Origin of the sequence: Streptomyces lincolnensis, assembly GCF_001685355.1 — a bacterium.
Classification (GTDB): domain Bacteria; phylum Actinomycetota; class Actinomycetes; order Streptomycetales; family Streptomycetaceae; genus Streptomyces; species Streptomyces lincolnensis.
Window position 1 is genome coordinate 6,126,422 of record NZ_CP016438.1, and the last position, 13,831, is coordinate 6,140,252.

Sequence of the window (13,831 nt, forward strand, 5' to 3'; positions counted from 1 at the left end):
GGAGAGCACGTGCCCCAGGACACCTACGACTACGACGTCATCGTCGTCGGATCAGGCTTCGGAGGTTCCGTCACCGCCCTCCGCCTCACCGAGAAGGGCTACACCGTAGGCGTCCTGGAGGCCGGCCGCCGCTTCACCCGCGAGTCCCTGCCCAGGAACTCCTGGGACCTGAAGAACTATCTCTGGGCCCCCAGGCTGGGCATGTTCGGCATCCAGCGCATCCACCTGCTGGGCAACGTCATGGTCCTGGCCGGCGCGGGCGTGGGCGGCGGCTCCCTCAACTACGCCAACACCCTCTACGTACCGCCGAAGCCGTTCTTCGAGGACCCGCAGTGGCGTGACATCACCGACTGGCAGGAGGAGCTGAAGCCGTACTACGACCAGGCGCGGCGGATGCTCGGCGTACGGCTCAACCCGACGACGACCCCCTCGGACGTCCATTTGAAGGCGGCGGCCGAGCGGATGGGCGTGGGCGACACCTTCCACATGGCCCCGGTGGGCGTGTTCTTCGGGGACGGCGAGGACGCCGACGGCAGCGCGAAGGCGAAACCGGGCGAGCAGGTGCCCGACCCCTACTTCGGCGGCGCGGGCCCCGCCCGCCGGGCCTGCAACGAGTGCGGCGAGTGCATGACCGGCTGCCGGCACGGCGCGAAGAACACCCTCAACGAGAACTACCTCCACCTCGCCGAGAAGGCGGGCGCGGTCGTCCACCCCCTGACGACGGTCGTGTCGGTCACGGACGACTCACAGGGCGGCTACGCGATCGCCACCCTGCCCACGGACCGCAAGAAGGGCCCGGGCCGCACCTTCAAGGCCCGCAGGGTCGTCCTCGCCGCCGGCACCTACGGCACCCAGACCCTGCTGCACCGCATGAAGGCGAACGGCCAACTCCCGTACCTGTCCGACCGGCTGGGCGAACTCACCCGCACCAACTCCGAGGCGCTGGTCGGCGCCCAGACGGACAACCGCCGCTACCGCAAGGTCACGGGGGAGAAGAAGGTCGACTTCACCCGGGGCGTCGCCATCACCTCGTCCATCCACCCCGACGCCAACACCCACATCGAACCGGTCCGCTACGGCAAGGGCTCCAACTCGATGGGCGGTCTGTCGATCCTCCAGGTGCCGTACGTGGAGGGCTCGTCGAGGACGCTGGCCTGGCTGGGCAACGCCGCCCGCCACCCGCTCCAGGTCCTGCGCTCCCTGTCCAACCGGCGCTGGTCGGAGCGGACCATCATCGGCCTGGTCATGCAGTCGCTGGACAACTCCCTGACGACGTACCTGAAACCCGACGGCGTCGGCAAGGGTCTGCTCACCGCCCGCCAGGGCCACGGCTCCCCCAACCCCAAGCAGATCAAGGCGGCCTCGGAGGGCGCGTCCGCCCTCGCCGCCGAGATCAACGGCTTCGCCGGCTCGAACGTCGGCGAACTCATGGGCATGCCCCTGACCGCCCACTTCCTCGGCGGCTGCCCCATCGGCTCCTCCCGCGAGACCGGCGTCATCGACCCCTACCACCGCCTCTACGGCCATCCCGGCATCTCGGTCGTCGACGGCGCCGCGGTCTCCGCCAACCTGGGCGTGAACCCGTCCCTCACCATCACCGCCCAGGCCGAGCGCGCCATGTCGTACTGGCCCAACCAGGGCGAGGCGGACCCGCGTCCGGAGCAGGGCGAGTCCTACGTCCGTCTCCAGCCCGTCGAGCCCAAGTCCCCGGCGGTCCCGGCGGACGCCTTCGGCGCGCTGAAGCTGCCGCTGCTGGGGATCCCGGCGGTGCCGCCCAAGAAGCAGTGACCCAAGCCCTCCTGAGCCCTCATCGGCCCTCCTGAGCTCTCCTGAGCCCTCATGGGCAAAGAGAAGGACCTGCACCCCCCTCCGAGCGCAGGTCCTTCTCTGTCTTGCGATGAGCCTCAGCGGGCCCGGGTCATCAGCGCTTACGCCTCGACCCCGGCCTTACGGCGACGCACCACGAACACCGCACCGGCACCGGCGACGACCGCGGCACCGCCGACGAGCCCGACGATCGGCAGGGCGGAGCTGGAACCGGTCTCGGCGAGGCTGCCGGTGACCTCAGGGGTGTTGCCGGCCGGCTTCTGGTCGGTCACCGGAGCCTTGCCGCCTTCCTGCGGCTTGGTTCCGCCCGTGTCGGTACCGGCGGCCACGATCTGGAACTTGTACGAGACGTCACCGAAGCCGGTGCACTCGCCGTCGCTGTCGCCGTAGATGGTCGCGCCGAGCGAGAAGCCGGCGCCGACCGGGGCGTTGGCCTTGACGTTGACGCGCAGCGGGACGTCGACCTCGAAGTCGGGCTTGAGCTCGTCGGTGTAACCGACGTAACCGACCGCGTAGCCCTCCTCGTCGAGGTCCTCCCAGACCTTGCCCTCGGGGTTCCAGGCCTGGAGCCGGACCTGCTTGGACTGGAACAGCTCCGCGCCGTCCGCGTCGGAGGACGCCCCGGCGAAGAAGTCGAGGTCCGTGAGCGTGGAGTCCGAGGAGTTCAGGACGTTCAGCGAGAACTTGTGCCAGCCGCTGCCGGCGGGGATCTTGCCCGGCAGGCCGTTGATGCTGACGTCGACCTTGGAGTCCTCGCACACCGACGGCTCGGGGTCGGGCGTCTCGGTCGGCTCGGGAGCGGAGGTGGTCGGCGCCGGAGCGGACCCGGTGGGCGACGTGCTCGGCGCGGGAGAGCTCGCCGGCGGGGACGACGCCGGGGGCGTGGCGGTCGCGGGGGCGCTCTCGGTGGTGGACGTGCTCGGCGACGGCGACGTGCTGTCGGCCGGCGTCTCGGTCGCGGACACACTCGGCGACGCGGACGCCGGGTCCTCGGTCGCGTAGGCGGCCGGTGCCGCGAGCAGAGCCAACGGAGCTATGACGGCGGTCGCGGCCGCTGCCACCATGGCACGACGAAGCTTCATGAAGACCTCGGGAATCCGTGTGCCGCCGTCCGGCGGCACGCTTGGGGGAGGCCTCCGCGTGTGGGGCGCGGGAGTGGCCCTTGGTTCGCAGGGTTTGATTCGTGAAGGGTGTGAATGGTTGTGCGGGACTTCACAGGATTCTTATGTGGCCTGAGTCACATAACGGATCTCCTGTTCTCCTTGTGAATGCGCTTTCTCACCGCTTAGAACTGTGCGACGTGTCTGAAAAGCCGCCCGAGGACCCTTCCTCGTCCCCCCAACTCCCCGGACAGATCCCCGACGAGGTCTGGGAACAGTTCGCCCGCGACTCCGAACGCGACATCCGCGACTCCGCCGTGAAGGAGCCCTCCGCCCGCGCCCGCATGGTGACCGAGAGGCTGCGGCAGCAGGAGGCGCGGGGCGAGCTGCCCGAGAGCTGGCGCGCGGCGCCGGTCCGGCAGGGGACGGACGGGCGGGCCAGGCGGCGCCGCCTGTGGGCGGTCATCGGTCTGCCCCTCGCCGTCGCCGTGGCCGTCGTGGCGATGAAACCGTCCCTGCTGCCGGGCGACCCCTTCGGCACGGCCACCCCGGACGCCCCCACGGCCTCCCCCCTGGCCGACGAGACCGCCGCCCCCACCGCACCCCCCGCCGCCACCTCCCGCGAAACCCCCACCCTGGACGCCCCGTTCGCCGGATCCCCGGCGCTGCGCTGGGCCGACGGCGCGGCCGGCATCGTCCCGCCCGAGGCGAGGGCCGTCGACGGGATACCGAAGGAGCGCGTCGAACTCGCCCTCCAGCTGACCAAGAAGCTGCTGGTCGCGGGCAACCTGGACCCGAAGACCATCCGCGGCGAACGCCCCGCGGCCGCCTTCGCGGTCCTCGACCCGAAGCAGCCGAAGCTCGTCGACGACATGAACCGCTCCCTGCGCACGCCCGGCGAGACCGACGACCCGCTGCGCCTGTTCAGCCGCTTCGACCCCGAGGACGTACGGCTCGTCGGCGATGTGATCAAGACGCGCGGCCGGATGGCGTTCGAGAAGGGCGAGCAGGGCGGGGTGGCGGTTCACGCCGACTACACCTTCGTCTACCCGCTGGTCCCCGCCGACGGCAGGACCGAGGTCGCGCGCACCATCGTGCGCCGCGCCATCGACGTCGAACTCCTCGACCCCGCCCGCTTCGTGGCCACCCCGAACCGCCTGAACGTCCTGCGCTACGACCGGGACGTCGGCAACACCGCCTGCGACATCCACGACGGCTATCTCCACCCCGAGTTCCCGTCGGACACCGCCACGGACGACCCGGCGACCGGCCCGGTGAGAGACCCCTACGACCGCAGCCGCGAGATCACCGCAGGCGGAGACTGCGGGACGGCGTCCCGGACCTGAGGCGAGGGGGAAAGCCAGGAAGACGGACGAAGGGCCCCGCGGTACGAAACCGCGGGGCCCTTCGTCGGTCAGCACCGACGTCAGGGCAGCGCCGGTGCCTGGGGAGCGGCGCCGGGGGGTTGCGCCGCTTGCCTCAGTGCCCTCGGTCGGCGCCCCGGCGTACACGGGGCGCGTGATTGGTCTCGACCTTTGGCAGTTGGACCACAAAAGTCAATGCAGTTGTCTACGGGGGGACTTGGGAGGGCTTTCTACGCATCGTGCTGGATGCCGACGGCCTCCGCAACCATTTGACCCAGTCTTGTACTTCTTCTACTTCTTCTTGTACTTCTCGCTGTCTCTGTTCCGCCGGTCGGCCCCGGGCGTCCCCGGAGCCGGCCGTTCTGGGTGACCGGGCTGCTGTCCCCTGCCGTCCGGTCACTTGTCTGGAGCCACGCGTGGTTCTGGCGGGCCCGCCCCTGGCTGGCACGGACACCCCCACCAACGAAGCTCCCCGCGTCGCGGTCACGCGCCGTACGGGTGAGAGCGGGCCCGAACTCAGATACGACCCCGGCAGAGTTCGAGCAGGGTCATGGCGAGGGACGTGCCCGGCTTGCCGAGCGCCTCGCTGTAGTGGTGGAGGACGTCCATCTCGCGGGAGAGGTTCACGCGCCGGCCGCCGGAGGAGATCCGCGCCTGCTGGATGACGGCGGACACGGCCATCCGTTCCTGGATCAGCCCGATGATCCGGTCGTCGAGCGCGTCGATGCGCTCACGGGCTCCGGTGATCACGTCGGCGGCCTCGGGGGTGCGGGCGCCGGTCACGTCGATGGCGGTCATGGGGGCTCCTCGGTCTTGTCGGTGAGGGTGCCCCGGAACGGCAGGACCCGGAAAACGGCAGGCGCCCCGGGCCTTGTCGGCCCGGGGCGCCTGGGAAGTCGCTCGTCAGTTGCTCAAGCAGCACGACCATGGCAGCCGGTGGGCCGGTTGCCATAGGTAAAGAGGAAGGCCGGGTGCGTGAGCATGGCGCCAGTATGCCGCGCAGTCCGGGGGCGTCCAACCCGGTTCGCATCCTGAGACGGGCTTGTCCTCGGGAGGGCCCTGTCGAGCCCGGTAGACTCGGCCCCACACACACCTCGCTCACGCCGGAAGGCAACCCGTGTCATCAGCGACCCCCGCCGCCGCCCCCGACACCGTCCTGGTCGTCGACTTCGGCGCGCAGTACGCCCAGCTCATCGCCCGTCGGGTCCGCGAGGCCCGGGTCTACAGCGAGATCGTGCCGAGCACCATGCCGGTCGCCGAGATGCTCGCCAAGAACCCGGCGGCGATCATCCTCTCCGGCGGCCCGTCCTCGGTCTACGCCGACGAGGCCCCGCGTCTGGACCGTGCCCTCTTCGAGGCCGGCGTCCCCGTCTTCGGCATGTGCTACGGCTTCCAGCTGATGGCCCAGACCCTCGGCGGCACCGTCGACAACACCGGCGCCCGCGAGTACGGCCGTACACCTCTGCATGTCTCGAAGTCCGGCTCGACCCTCTTCGAGGGCACCCCGGACGAGCAGTCGGTGTGGATGTCGCACGGCGACGCCTGCTCCGCCGCCCCCGAGGGCTTCAGCGTCACGGCCTCCACGGACGTCGTCCCGGTCGCCGCCTTCGAGAACGACGACAAGAAGCTCTACGGCGTCCAGTACCACCCCGAGGTCATGCACTCCACGCACGGCCAGCAGGTCCTGGAGCACTTCCTGTACCGGGGCGCGGGGCTCACCCCCAGCTGGACCACCGGCAACGTGATCGAGGAGCAGGTCGCGGCCATCCGCGAGCAGGTCGGCGACAAGCGCGCCATCTGCGGTCTGTCCGGCGGTGTCGACTCCGCCGTGGCCGCGGCCCTCGTCGCGCGCGCCATCGGAGACCAGCTGACCTGCGTGTACGTCGACCACGGTCTGATGCGCAAGGGTGAGACCGAGCAGGTCGAGAAGGACTTCGTGGCCGCGACCGGCGTCAAGCTCGTCGTCGTCGACGCGGAGGAGCGGTTCCTGACCGCGCTCAAGGGGGTCTCCGACCCCGAGGAGAAGCGGAAGATCATCGGCCGGGAGTTCATCCGGGTCTTCGAGCAGGCCCAGGCGGAGATCATCGCGGACGAGGGTCCGGCGGTGGAGTTCCTCGTCCAGGGGACCCTGTACCCCGATGTGGTCGAGTCCGGTGGCGGCACCGGCACCGCCAACATCAAGTCCCACCACAACGTGGGCGGGCTGCCGGAGGACCTCGAGTTCCAGCTGATCGAGCCGCTGCGCAAGCTGTTCAAGGACGAGGTCCGCATGGTCGGCCAGGAGCTCGGCCTGCCGGACGAGATCGTCCAGCGCCAGCCCTTCCCCGGCCCGGGCCTCGGCATCCGGATCGTCGGCGCGGTCACCAAGGACCGCCTCGACCTGCTCCGCGAGGCCGACGCCATCGCCCGCGAGGAACTGACCGCGGCCGGCCTCGACCGGGACATCTGGCAGTGCCCGGTCGTCCTGCTCGCCGACGTCAGGTCCGTCGGCGTCCAGGGCGACGGCCGCACCTACGGCCACCCGATCGTCCTGCGGCCGGTGTCGAGCGAGGACGCCATGACCGCCGACTGGTCGCGGCTGCCGTACGACGTGCTCTCGAAGATCTCGACGCGGATCACGAACGAGGTGCCGGACGTGAACCGCGTCGTGCTCGACGTGACCTCGAAGCCGCCGGGGACGATCGAGTGGGAGTGAACCCCTTCGGTGGGGTTCTCGGCGCGTTCTCGGTGGGGTTCAGGTCCGCTTGAGGGTGCGCGTCGGCTCTCCGGGCTTCCAGACCTGGACGACGAGGTACCTGTCGTCCTCGATGTAGGTCCGTACGACCTCCGTCAGCTCGGTGCGGAAGAGGTGGAGCGGCTCCGGCGGTTCCACCTCTTCGGTGTATCCGGCCTTCACCTCCGGGTCGTCCACCTCGATCGCCCGGCCGCTGATCCGGACGTCACCGCCGCCCATGGACTGGCCCTCGCCGGGATTCGCCTGGAGCGCGAAACGCGGGTCGCGGCGCAGGTCGAGCGCCTTGAGCGAGTTCGGCATCATGCCGAGCCAGAGCTCGCCGTTCAGGAAGCGCACCTCCAGGCCGGTGGTCCGGGGCGAGCCGTCCTTGCGGAGCGTGGCGAGGGTGTGGTGGGTGAAGGCACCGAAGCGGTCTTCGACGGTCTTGGCGAGATCGGGTTCCGACGCGGAGAAATCTGCCCAGTTCATGGAACCCAGCTTTCCCCCGATACCCGACACCTCCTGTCGGGTATCGACGCCGGGTATCGACCGCGTCCGCCATCTTTACGAACCAGCGCTGTTCTCCCGCGCTGACCGACGGTACCTTCCGCCCCGTAAAGCCACCCCAGTGCTGGAGGACACATGCACGGGACGCCCGACGCCGGGCCCACACCGCCGGCGCCGCTGCCGACCGACCGGTTGCGGTTCGCGATGCCGCCCATGCACGAATCGGTCGAGGACGAGCGCCGGCACCGCAAGGAGCGGCTCGCGGGCGCGCTGCGGATCTTCGGACGGCTCGGCTTCGAGGACGGGGTCTCCGGACACATCACCGCCCGGGACCCCGAGTACAGCGACTGCTTCTGGGTCAATCCCTTCGGGATGCCGTTCAAGCACGTCACCGTGAGCGACCTGGTGCTCGCCAACTCCGGCGGACAGGTCATCGAGGGCCGCTACCACGTCAACCAGGCGGCGTTCACCGTGCACTCCCAGGTGCACGCCGCCCGCCCCGACGTCGTCGCCGTCGCCCACTGCCACTCCGTGAACGGACGCGCGCTGTCCGCCCTCGGCGACCTCCTCGACCCCATCACCCAGGAGAGCTGCGCCTTCTACCAGGACCACGCCCTCTACGACGCCTACACCGGCGTGGCCGTCGACGCCGACGAGGGCCGCCGTATCGCTGCCGCTCTGGGGACCCGGAAGGCCCTCGTGCTGCGCAACCACGGGCTGCTGACCGTCGGGGACTCGGTGGACGCGGCGGCCTGGTGGTTCCTGTCCCTGGAACGGTCCTGCCAGGTGCAGCTCACGGCGAAGGCCGCGGGGCGGCCGATCCTGATCGACCACAAGATGGCGGTGGCGACTCGGGAGCAGCTGGGCGGGGATCTGGTGGCGTGGATCAACTACCAGCCGATGTGGCAGGACATCAGCCGGAGTGAGCCGGATCTGTTGAGTTAGGGCTGTTTCCGGTGCGGTTCCGTCTTCAGAAACCGCGGAGCACCGCTGCCTTCGTCATCGCGAACTCCTCGTCCGTGAGTACGCCGTCGCGGTGCAGTTCGCCCAGCTCCCGCAGCCTGCGCAGGAGTACGTCGTGGTGGTCCGCCGGGGGCGGTACGGCCGGTGCGCGCCGGGGGCGGGGGGTCAGGTGCCGTGGGTGCCGCGTGGGGGGCTCGCCCTCTTCGACGGCGGTGCGCGTCGACGGGTGCGGCAGGCGGGCCGTGACCGCGGTGGCGACGAGGGCCGTGAGCAGGTCGCGGCGGGCGCTGCCCCACAGGTCCAGGGCGTACGGGTCCTTCTCCGGCGGCAGTTTGGAGAACACCGTCTCGCGGGTCACGAACCGCATGAAGCCGTCCTCGTAACCGGAGTTGGGCAGCCACTCCACCTCGACGAGGTCGCCGATGGTGACGATCCGCGGCCCCGTGGCCCGCTTGACCCGGTCGGAAGTGTCGGACCAGTCGATCCGCACCTGCGTGCCGTCGAAGGAGACCGTGCCGTCCGAGGACCGCACCGACACCGGGACCGGCGGGCCGGGCAGCAGGTAGGCCTTGGTCGGCTCCTTGGGAATCTGGTCCAGGAGCAGGGCCTGGCGGATCTCCTCCGCCACGTACTCGGCGACCCCGACCCGATCGAGGTCCACCAGCAGCCGGTACGGGTCGGCGGGGTCGGGCAGCCGCCCCCCGGTCGCTTGGAGCAGCGGATCGGCGCCCTCGCGCAGCCGCATGCGCAGCCGGCCGCGTTTGCGTTCGGGCTCGAAGACGACGCCCGCGATGGCCTCCAGGGGCACGGCGACCTCTCCGTACGTCTGCCGGAACAGCGGCACGGAGCGGTGCAGACCCGGGGTGATCCTGACGGTGCTGCCGTCGAAGGCCCAGGTCCCGTCGCGCTGGATGATCTCGGCCATGGGGAAATTCTCGCAGCCGGGTCAACACGGCGGCCCGTGCTTCACTCCCGCTGACCGGACCTGGATGGACCTGACGGACGCGGACGGTGTGCTGTAGGGCACAATGCGCTGTCATCGTGGGGGAGTTGTCTGGCTCTGTGAGCCGTAGGCCGTGGGTGCTGGGTTGCGGCGGTGTCTGCGGTGGTGTCTGCGGTGGTGTCTGTGGTGGTGTGTGTGGCGGTGTTGTCGGGTTTGTCTCGTGAGTGTTGTGGGGAAGGTGGGCGTCGGGCGTGGCTGTGCAGGAGGCTGGGCAGGGCTTGGAGCCGGGAGCGCGGCGGAGTGCGCACGCGGGTGGCTGCACCTGCGGGGACTGTCCGCACGGGGCACGTGCGGGACACCGTCGGGCGGTGGCCGAATTCCTGCTCAAACGGGACGAGTTCGCGGCCGGGCAGGGGTTGCCCGCCGGCGTCGCGCACTCGGCGTCCGCCTCCCGGCAGTGGGTCTCCGAGGAACTCACCCAGTCCGCGGACCTCGTCGCCGAGCGGGGGCGGGCCGAGGGCGAGGCCTGGCTGGGGCGGCTGTGGTGGCGTACGGCGTGTGTCGTGTGGGCGGCCGTCGTGCTGCTCCTCCTGGCGCAGGCCCTGACCGCGATCGGGGCGGGGTGGACCTCCGCCCGTACCGCCGGGTTGCTGGCCGCCGTCGTGGTGGCCGGGGCGTTGACTGCGGCCTCGTGGTTCCACCGGGCTCGCGGTGGTGCGCTGGCTCCCCTCATCGGTGAGGACAACCGGCTGTCGACGTCCCGGGTCGTCGCGGGTGCGTGGGTGCTGTTCCTCGCCTACGCCGTGCTCGTGCTGGTGGGGCGGCTCGCGGCCGCGTCCTCCCATGACGAGCGGGACGCTGTGATCTCCGGGCTCGAACTCGCGCGGGGGGCGGGTGTGGTCACCGTCCTCGCCGTGGTGTGCGGGATCGGTGTGCTGGTGCGGCGGGTGGTGGGGGTGCGGGTGCTGGGGCAGCGCCTTCAGAAGGTGCGGGCGGATCGGCCCCGGGCCGCGGACGTCCTGACGGACGATTCCGGGCGGGGGGCCTTCTCCGACATCCAGTACGTCGTGATCAGCGCCGTCGCCGTGCTGTTCGCGGCGGTGCGGTTGGCTCGGCGGCCGGATCAGTTGCCCGATCTGCCGTGGGGGCTGGCGGTGGTGGTGCTCGTGTCCGCCGGGACCTATCTCGCCGGGAAGTACGCGGAGGGTGGGCGGCCGGTGATCCTCTCCGTGGTGCGGGCGCGGGAGGCGGGGGATCTCGACGGGCCCATCCGTACCGGAGACGACGTGGAGATCCGGGGGGCCGGGTTCGTGCCGCCGGGGGCGGGCGGGGCGGATCGGCTGTCGCGGATGGTGGTGCGGATCGGGGCGGTGAATGTGCGGGTTCCGTTGGTACCGGTGACGGGGGGTTTTCGCAATCCGACGGACGCGGTGCTGACTGTGCCTGTGCCGGTGGATGTGGAGCCGGGGCGGGTGGAGGTGCAGGTGGTTACTGCGGCGGGGGTGGAGACGAATGCGTATGCGATCGACGTGACGGAGTAGGGGGATGCCTGCGGCGCGCTGTGCGGGTCCGGTGGGGGCGGATGTAGCGCCTCTTGTCCGGTAGGTGGGTCGGGGCCGGGGCGGGGGGTCTCCGTCCTCGGTCCGGCGGTGCTGTGTCTTCTGGCTGTGCTGCGTGTTGGACGCCGGACGCTGCGGGCGGACACCCCCCGCCCCGTCCCCTTACCGCCGTGGGCGGCTGAGACGCCCACCGCCCGGAGGGCACCTCATGCCCAACGGCGACTACCGCTTTCCAGGGGCGCGGGGAACTGCGCGACCAGCCACGATGGACCCGCACTCGCCATACGACCGAACAAGGCACCCCAGAAGGCGAACCCGCACGCCAGACCCAGGGCAACCACACCCACCCAAGGGGCGCGGGGAACTGCGCGACCAGCCCCCACGCACCCGCAGACGAACGCCGCACCCCGAGTGACGCGCCCCGTGTCGACAGGAAACTGGTTGGTGAGGGGATGAGCGCCGTTCGCTTGGCGTGCGTATCGTCATTTGAGGGGTCACGGCGCGGCGCGAGAGGCGGCTAGAGCGATGACTCACGGGATCCGTACGGACTCGCACTCCCCTTATGCGGAGGGCGGGGGTGACTGGCGGGACACGGCTGTTCGGTACGCCCTGGTTCCTCTTCGGGTGTTTCTCGGGGTGACCTTCATCTACGCGGGGCTGGACAAGCTGACGGACAGCGCGTTCATGAAGGACTCCGGGTCGGGATCGATCGGTGATCTCATGCGTACCGTGCGGGATTCGTCGGCGATTCCGGCCCTGGTCGATCTCGCGGTGAAGAATCCCGTGGGCTTCGGGTACGCCATCGCCTTCGGGGAGCTCGCGGTGGGGATCGGCACGCTGGTCGGTCTGTTCACGCGATTGGCCGCGCTCGGCGGGGCGCTGATCTCGCTCAGTCTGTGGATGACGGTCAGCTGGGCGACCGAGCCGTACTACTACGGCAATGACCTTGCCTATCTGATGGCGTGGCTGCCTCTCGTGCTCGCGGGCGCGCCGGTGTGGTCGCTGGACGCGGTGCTTCGGTCGCGGCGACGACAGCGGGCGGGCGGTTACGGCTACTAGACGTCGGGTCCGGTCAGGGGACGGGTCCTTCCTCGGCGTTTGCGGATGACGCCCGTCACCATGCCGACCGTGCCCGCGAGGCAGAGGCCGGCCACGACCAGGGGGATGACCGCGAACCACGGGGTGTCCCAGAGGCCGCCCGCGTCACCGGCGTAGACGAAGCCCGTGAGGGTGAGGAATGTGCCGGCGACCAGCCTTCCGGGCTGGAACTCATGACGTAGCACGGGTCACCTCCGCCTGTCCGATGCCGACCCGGAGGTCGAGGTCGAGGGTGGCGGTGTCCTTGCCGCCGGTCGTCGCGGGCAGGGTCACCTCCTTGTGCTTGTCCGGGGCCACGTCCACGTCCTTTTCGTTGTCACCCGGCAGCTGGATGTCGCCGACGCCCACGTCGATGCTCAGCCGCACGGCCACGTCCCGGGGGACGACGATCCGCAGCTGCCCCATGCCGACGTCGGCCTGTGTGGTCACCGTCTGGTTCTTGGTCAGGTCGAGCCGGGTCAGGTCCAGGGTGGCGACGCCGGTGCCGAGTTCGTAGTGCGGGCGTATGTCGGTGGCTGTGGTGGGGCGCCAGGTCGTGCGTTCCCAGTGGGTGGTGATGTCGCCGGGGAGGGCCGCGGAGGCGGCCAGCAGGGCCGCTGTGACGACCGCCAGGAAGATCGAGCCCGCTCCTGTGCGGCCCAGGAACGCGCTGACGGCTATGCCCAGGCCGAAGACCATGAGCGCGCAGGCCAGGCCGGTCTGGAGGCTGGTGCCGAGGGTGTGGTCGTCCCAGGTGAGGCGGGTGCCGAGGAAGCCCGCGAGGAGGGCGAGGAGGAAGATCCAGCCGCCGATCCAGCGGGGGCCCCGGGGCTTGGGCCGGGGCGGGTGCGGAGCGCGCAGGTCCGGGCGGCTGCGCCAGGCTGTGCCGAGGCTGATGGTGACGGCTGCCGCGATGTCCCGGTCGTGGGAGTCCCGCGGGCCCCACAGATAGCCGGTGCCGCCGACGTGGGTGCCGTCCTTGACGATGGGGTCGCGCCACCAGGACGGGTAGGCGGTGGGGACCGGCGGCGCCTGGGCCTCCGGCGGGGCGTCGGCCACTGCCTGGGCGGCCAGCGGGTCGGTGTCGGGGGCGCCGCGCTGGCGCGACCAGTAGCCGGCACCCGCGAGGAGCAGGGAGAGGACGACGGCGAAGGTCATCACCCCGCCGTTGTTCAGCAGGGTCAGGAAGACTCCGCAGCCGACCAGCGCGAACAGCACCGCCGTCAGGGCCTGGCCGTCGACGCGGCCGGTGAACAGCTTGCGCACCTCGTTCTCGTCCTCGTCGTCGTACGGGACGAAGAGCCAGGCGAAGCCGTAGAAGAGGAGGCCGATGCCGCCGGTCGCGGAGAGCACGGCGAGGGTGATGCGGAAGATCACCGGGTCCATGTCGTACTGCCGGCCGAGCCCCGCGCACACTCCGGCGAGCACCTTGTGCCGGCGGTCGCGCCGGAACCTGCGGGGGATCTCGGCCAGGTCGGCCCCGCCGGGCGCGGTGACCCCGGCGGTCGTGTCTCCTTCTTGCCGCGCGCCCGCAGGTGCGTGCACGCGCGAGCCCTCGCCGGGGGTGGCCGCGGATTCCGCGGCGGGCGCGGCATCCTGCGGCCCGGCGCCCGGTCGGGGGCGCGGGCCGGAGCCGGGTCCCGGACCCGTCGCGGCGTGCTCGTGATCTGTCATGGGTCCATGGTGACGGGCGCGGCGGTGCGAGGGCAGTCTGAACGACCCTGGACGGACCCTGATATCTGCCCTGAGCCGGGGTGCGGGGAGCGTTCGACGGACGA

At 70.8% G+C, this 13,831-nt stretch carries 13 protein-coding genes; 7 read left to right on the forward strand and 6 right to left on the reverse strand.

The window, feature by feature from the left end; translation table 11 throughout:
• Positions 1-9 precede the first annotated feature (9 nt).
• Positions 10-1,788: a GMC family oxidoreductase N-terminal domain-containing protein gene (locus SLINC_RS27435; RefSeq protein ID WP_067438080.1), complete on the forward strand. Its 1,779-nt coding sequence runs from the start codon at positions 10-12 to the stop codon at positions 1,786-1,788.
• A 140-nt stretch (positions 1,789-1,928) separates the two neighbouring features.
• On the opposite strand, the gene SLINC_RS27440 is transcribed toward SLINC_RS27435, so the two are convergent.
• Positions 1,929-2,588 carry an LAETG motif-containing sortase-dependent surface protein gene (locus SLINC_RS27440; protein WP_107406674.1) on the reverse strand — a complete coding sequence of 220 codons (660 nt, stop codon included), beginning with the start codon at positions 2,586-2,588 and terminating at the stop codon, positions 1,929-1,931.
• On the opposite strand from SLINC_RS27440, the gene SLINC_RS50260 reads away from it, so the two are divergent.
• Together SLINC_RS50260 and SLINC_RS48100 are read left to right on the forward strand one after the other, a co-directional pair.
• A complete protein-coding gene (locus SLINC_RS50260) occupies positions 2,572-2,829 on the forward strand; it encodes a hypothetical protein (RefSeq protein WP_159425365.1) in 258 nt (85 codons plus the stop codon). The genes SLINC_RS27440 and SLINC_RS50260 overlap by 17 nt on opposite strands.
• 298 nt (positions 2,830-3,127) lie before the next feature.
• The gene (locus tag SLINC_RS48100; protein WP_067438081.1) at positions 3,128-4,273 is read left to right on the forward strand and encodes a hypothetical protein; all 1,146 of its coding nucleotides are present in this window, start codon (positions 3,128-3,130) and stop codon (positions 4,271-4,273) included.
• 534 nt (positions 4,274-4,807) lie between these two features.
• Here SLINC_RS48100 and SLINC_RS27450 read toward each other — a convergent pair.
• The gene (locus tag SLINC_RS27450) at positions 4,808-5,089 is read right to left on the reverse strand and encodes a chorismate mutase (RefSeq protein WP_067438083.1); all 282 of its coding nucleotides are present in this window, start codon (positions 5,087-5,089) and stop codon (positions 4,808-4,810) included.
• Positions 5,090-5,408: 319 nt separating this feature from the next.
• Between SLINC_RS27450 and guaA the strand changes: the two genes are divergently transcribed.
• Complete coding sequence (gene guaA / locus SLINC_RS27455) at positions 5,409-6,986, forward strand: glutamine-hydrolyzing GMP synthase (RefSeq protein ID WP_067438085.1); 1,578 nt, start codon at positions 5,409-5,411, stop codon at positions 6,984-6,986.
• Positions 6,987-7,025: 39 nt separating this feature from the next.
• Here the strand turns inward: guaA and SLINC_RS27460 are convergent, their stop codons facing one another.
• Positions 7,026-7,493, reverse strand: a complete 468-nt coding sequence (locus tag SLINC_RS27460; protein WP_067438087.1) for a pyridoxamine 5'-phosphate oxidase family protein — start codon at positions 7,491-7,493, stop codon at positions 7,026-7,028.
• A 153-nt stretch (positions 7,494-7,646) separates the two neighbouring features.
• Here SLINC_RS27460 and SLINC_RS27465 point away from each other — a divergent pair, with 153 nt between their 5' ends.
• Positions 7,647-8,456: a class II aldolase/adducin family protein gene (locus SLINC_RS27465; RefSeq protein ID WP_067438089.1), complete on the forward strand. Its 810-nt coding sequence runs from the start codon at positions 7,647-7,649 to the stop codon at positions 8,454-8,456.
• 25 nt (positions 8,457-8,481) lie between these two features.
• On the opposite strand, the gene SLINC_RS27470 is transcribed toward SLINC_RS27465, so the two are convergent.
• On the reverse strand, positions 8,482-9,399 hold the full coding sequence (locus SLINC_RS27470) for a DUF4429 domain-containing protein (RefSeq protein ID WP_067438095.1): 918 nt from the start codon (positions 9,397-9,399) through the stop codon (positions 8,482-8,484).
• Between the two features lie 269 nt (positions 9,400-9,668).
• Between SLINC_RS27470 and SLINC_RS27475 the strand changes: the two genes are divergently transcribed.
• Both SLINC_RS27475 and SLINC_RS27480 read left to right on the forward strand, forming a co-directional pair.
• Positions 9,669-10,958 (forward strand): hypothetical protein, encoded by a 1,290-nt coding sequence (locus SLINC_RS27475; protein WP_079164746.1) that lies wholly within the window; start codon positions 9,669-9,671, stop codon positions 10,956-10,958.
• A 543-nt stretch (positions 10,959-11,501) separates the two neighbouring features.
• Positions 11,502-12,035 carry a DoxX family protein gene (locus tag SLINC_RS27480; protein ID WP_067438100.1) on the forward strand — a complete coding sequence of 178 codons (534 nt, stop codon included), beginning with the start codon at positions 11,502-11,504 and terminating at the stop codon, positions 12,033-12,035.
• On the opposite strand, the gene SLINC_RS27485 is transcribed toward SLINC_RS27480, so the two are convergent.
• Both SLINC_RS27485 and SLINC_RS27490 read right to left on the reverse strand, forming a co-directional pair.
• A complete protein-coding gene (locus SLINC_RS27485; RefSeq protein WP_067438102.1) occupies positions 12,032-12,259 on the reverse strand; it encodes a hypothetical protein in 228 nt (75 codons plus the stop codon). The two genes, SLINC_RS27480 and SLINC_RS27485, sit on opposite strands and share 4 nt — an antisense overlap.
• Positions 12,246-13,727 carry a PspC domain-containing protein gene (locus SLINC_RS27490; protein ID WP_067438104.1) on the reverse strand — a complete coding sequence of 494 codons (1,482 nt, stop codon included), beginning with the start codon at positions 13,725-13,727 and terminating at the stop codon, positions 12,246-12,248. The genes SLINC_RS27485 and SLINC_RS27490 overlap by 14 nt, the downstream gene beginning before the upstream one ends.
• Positions 13,728-13,831 lie beyond the last annotated feature (104 nt).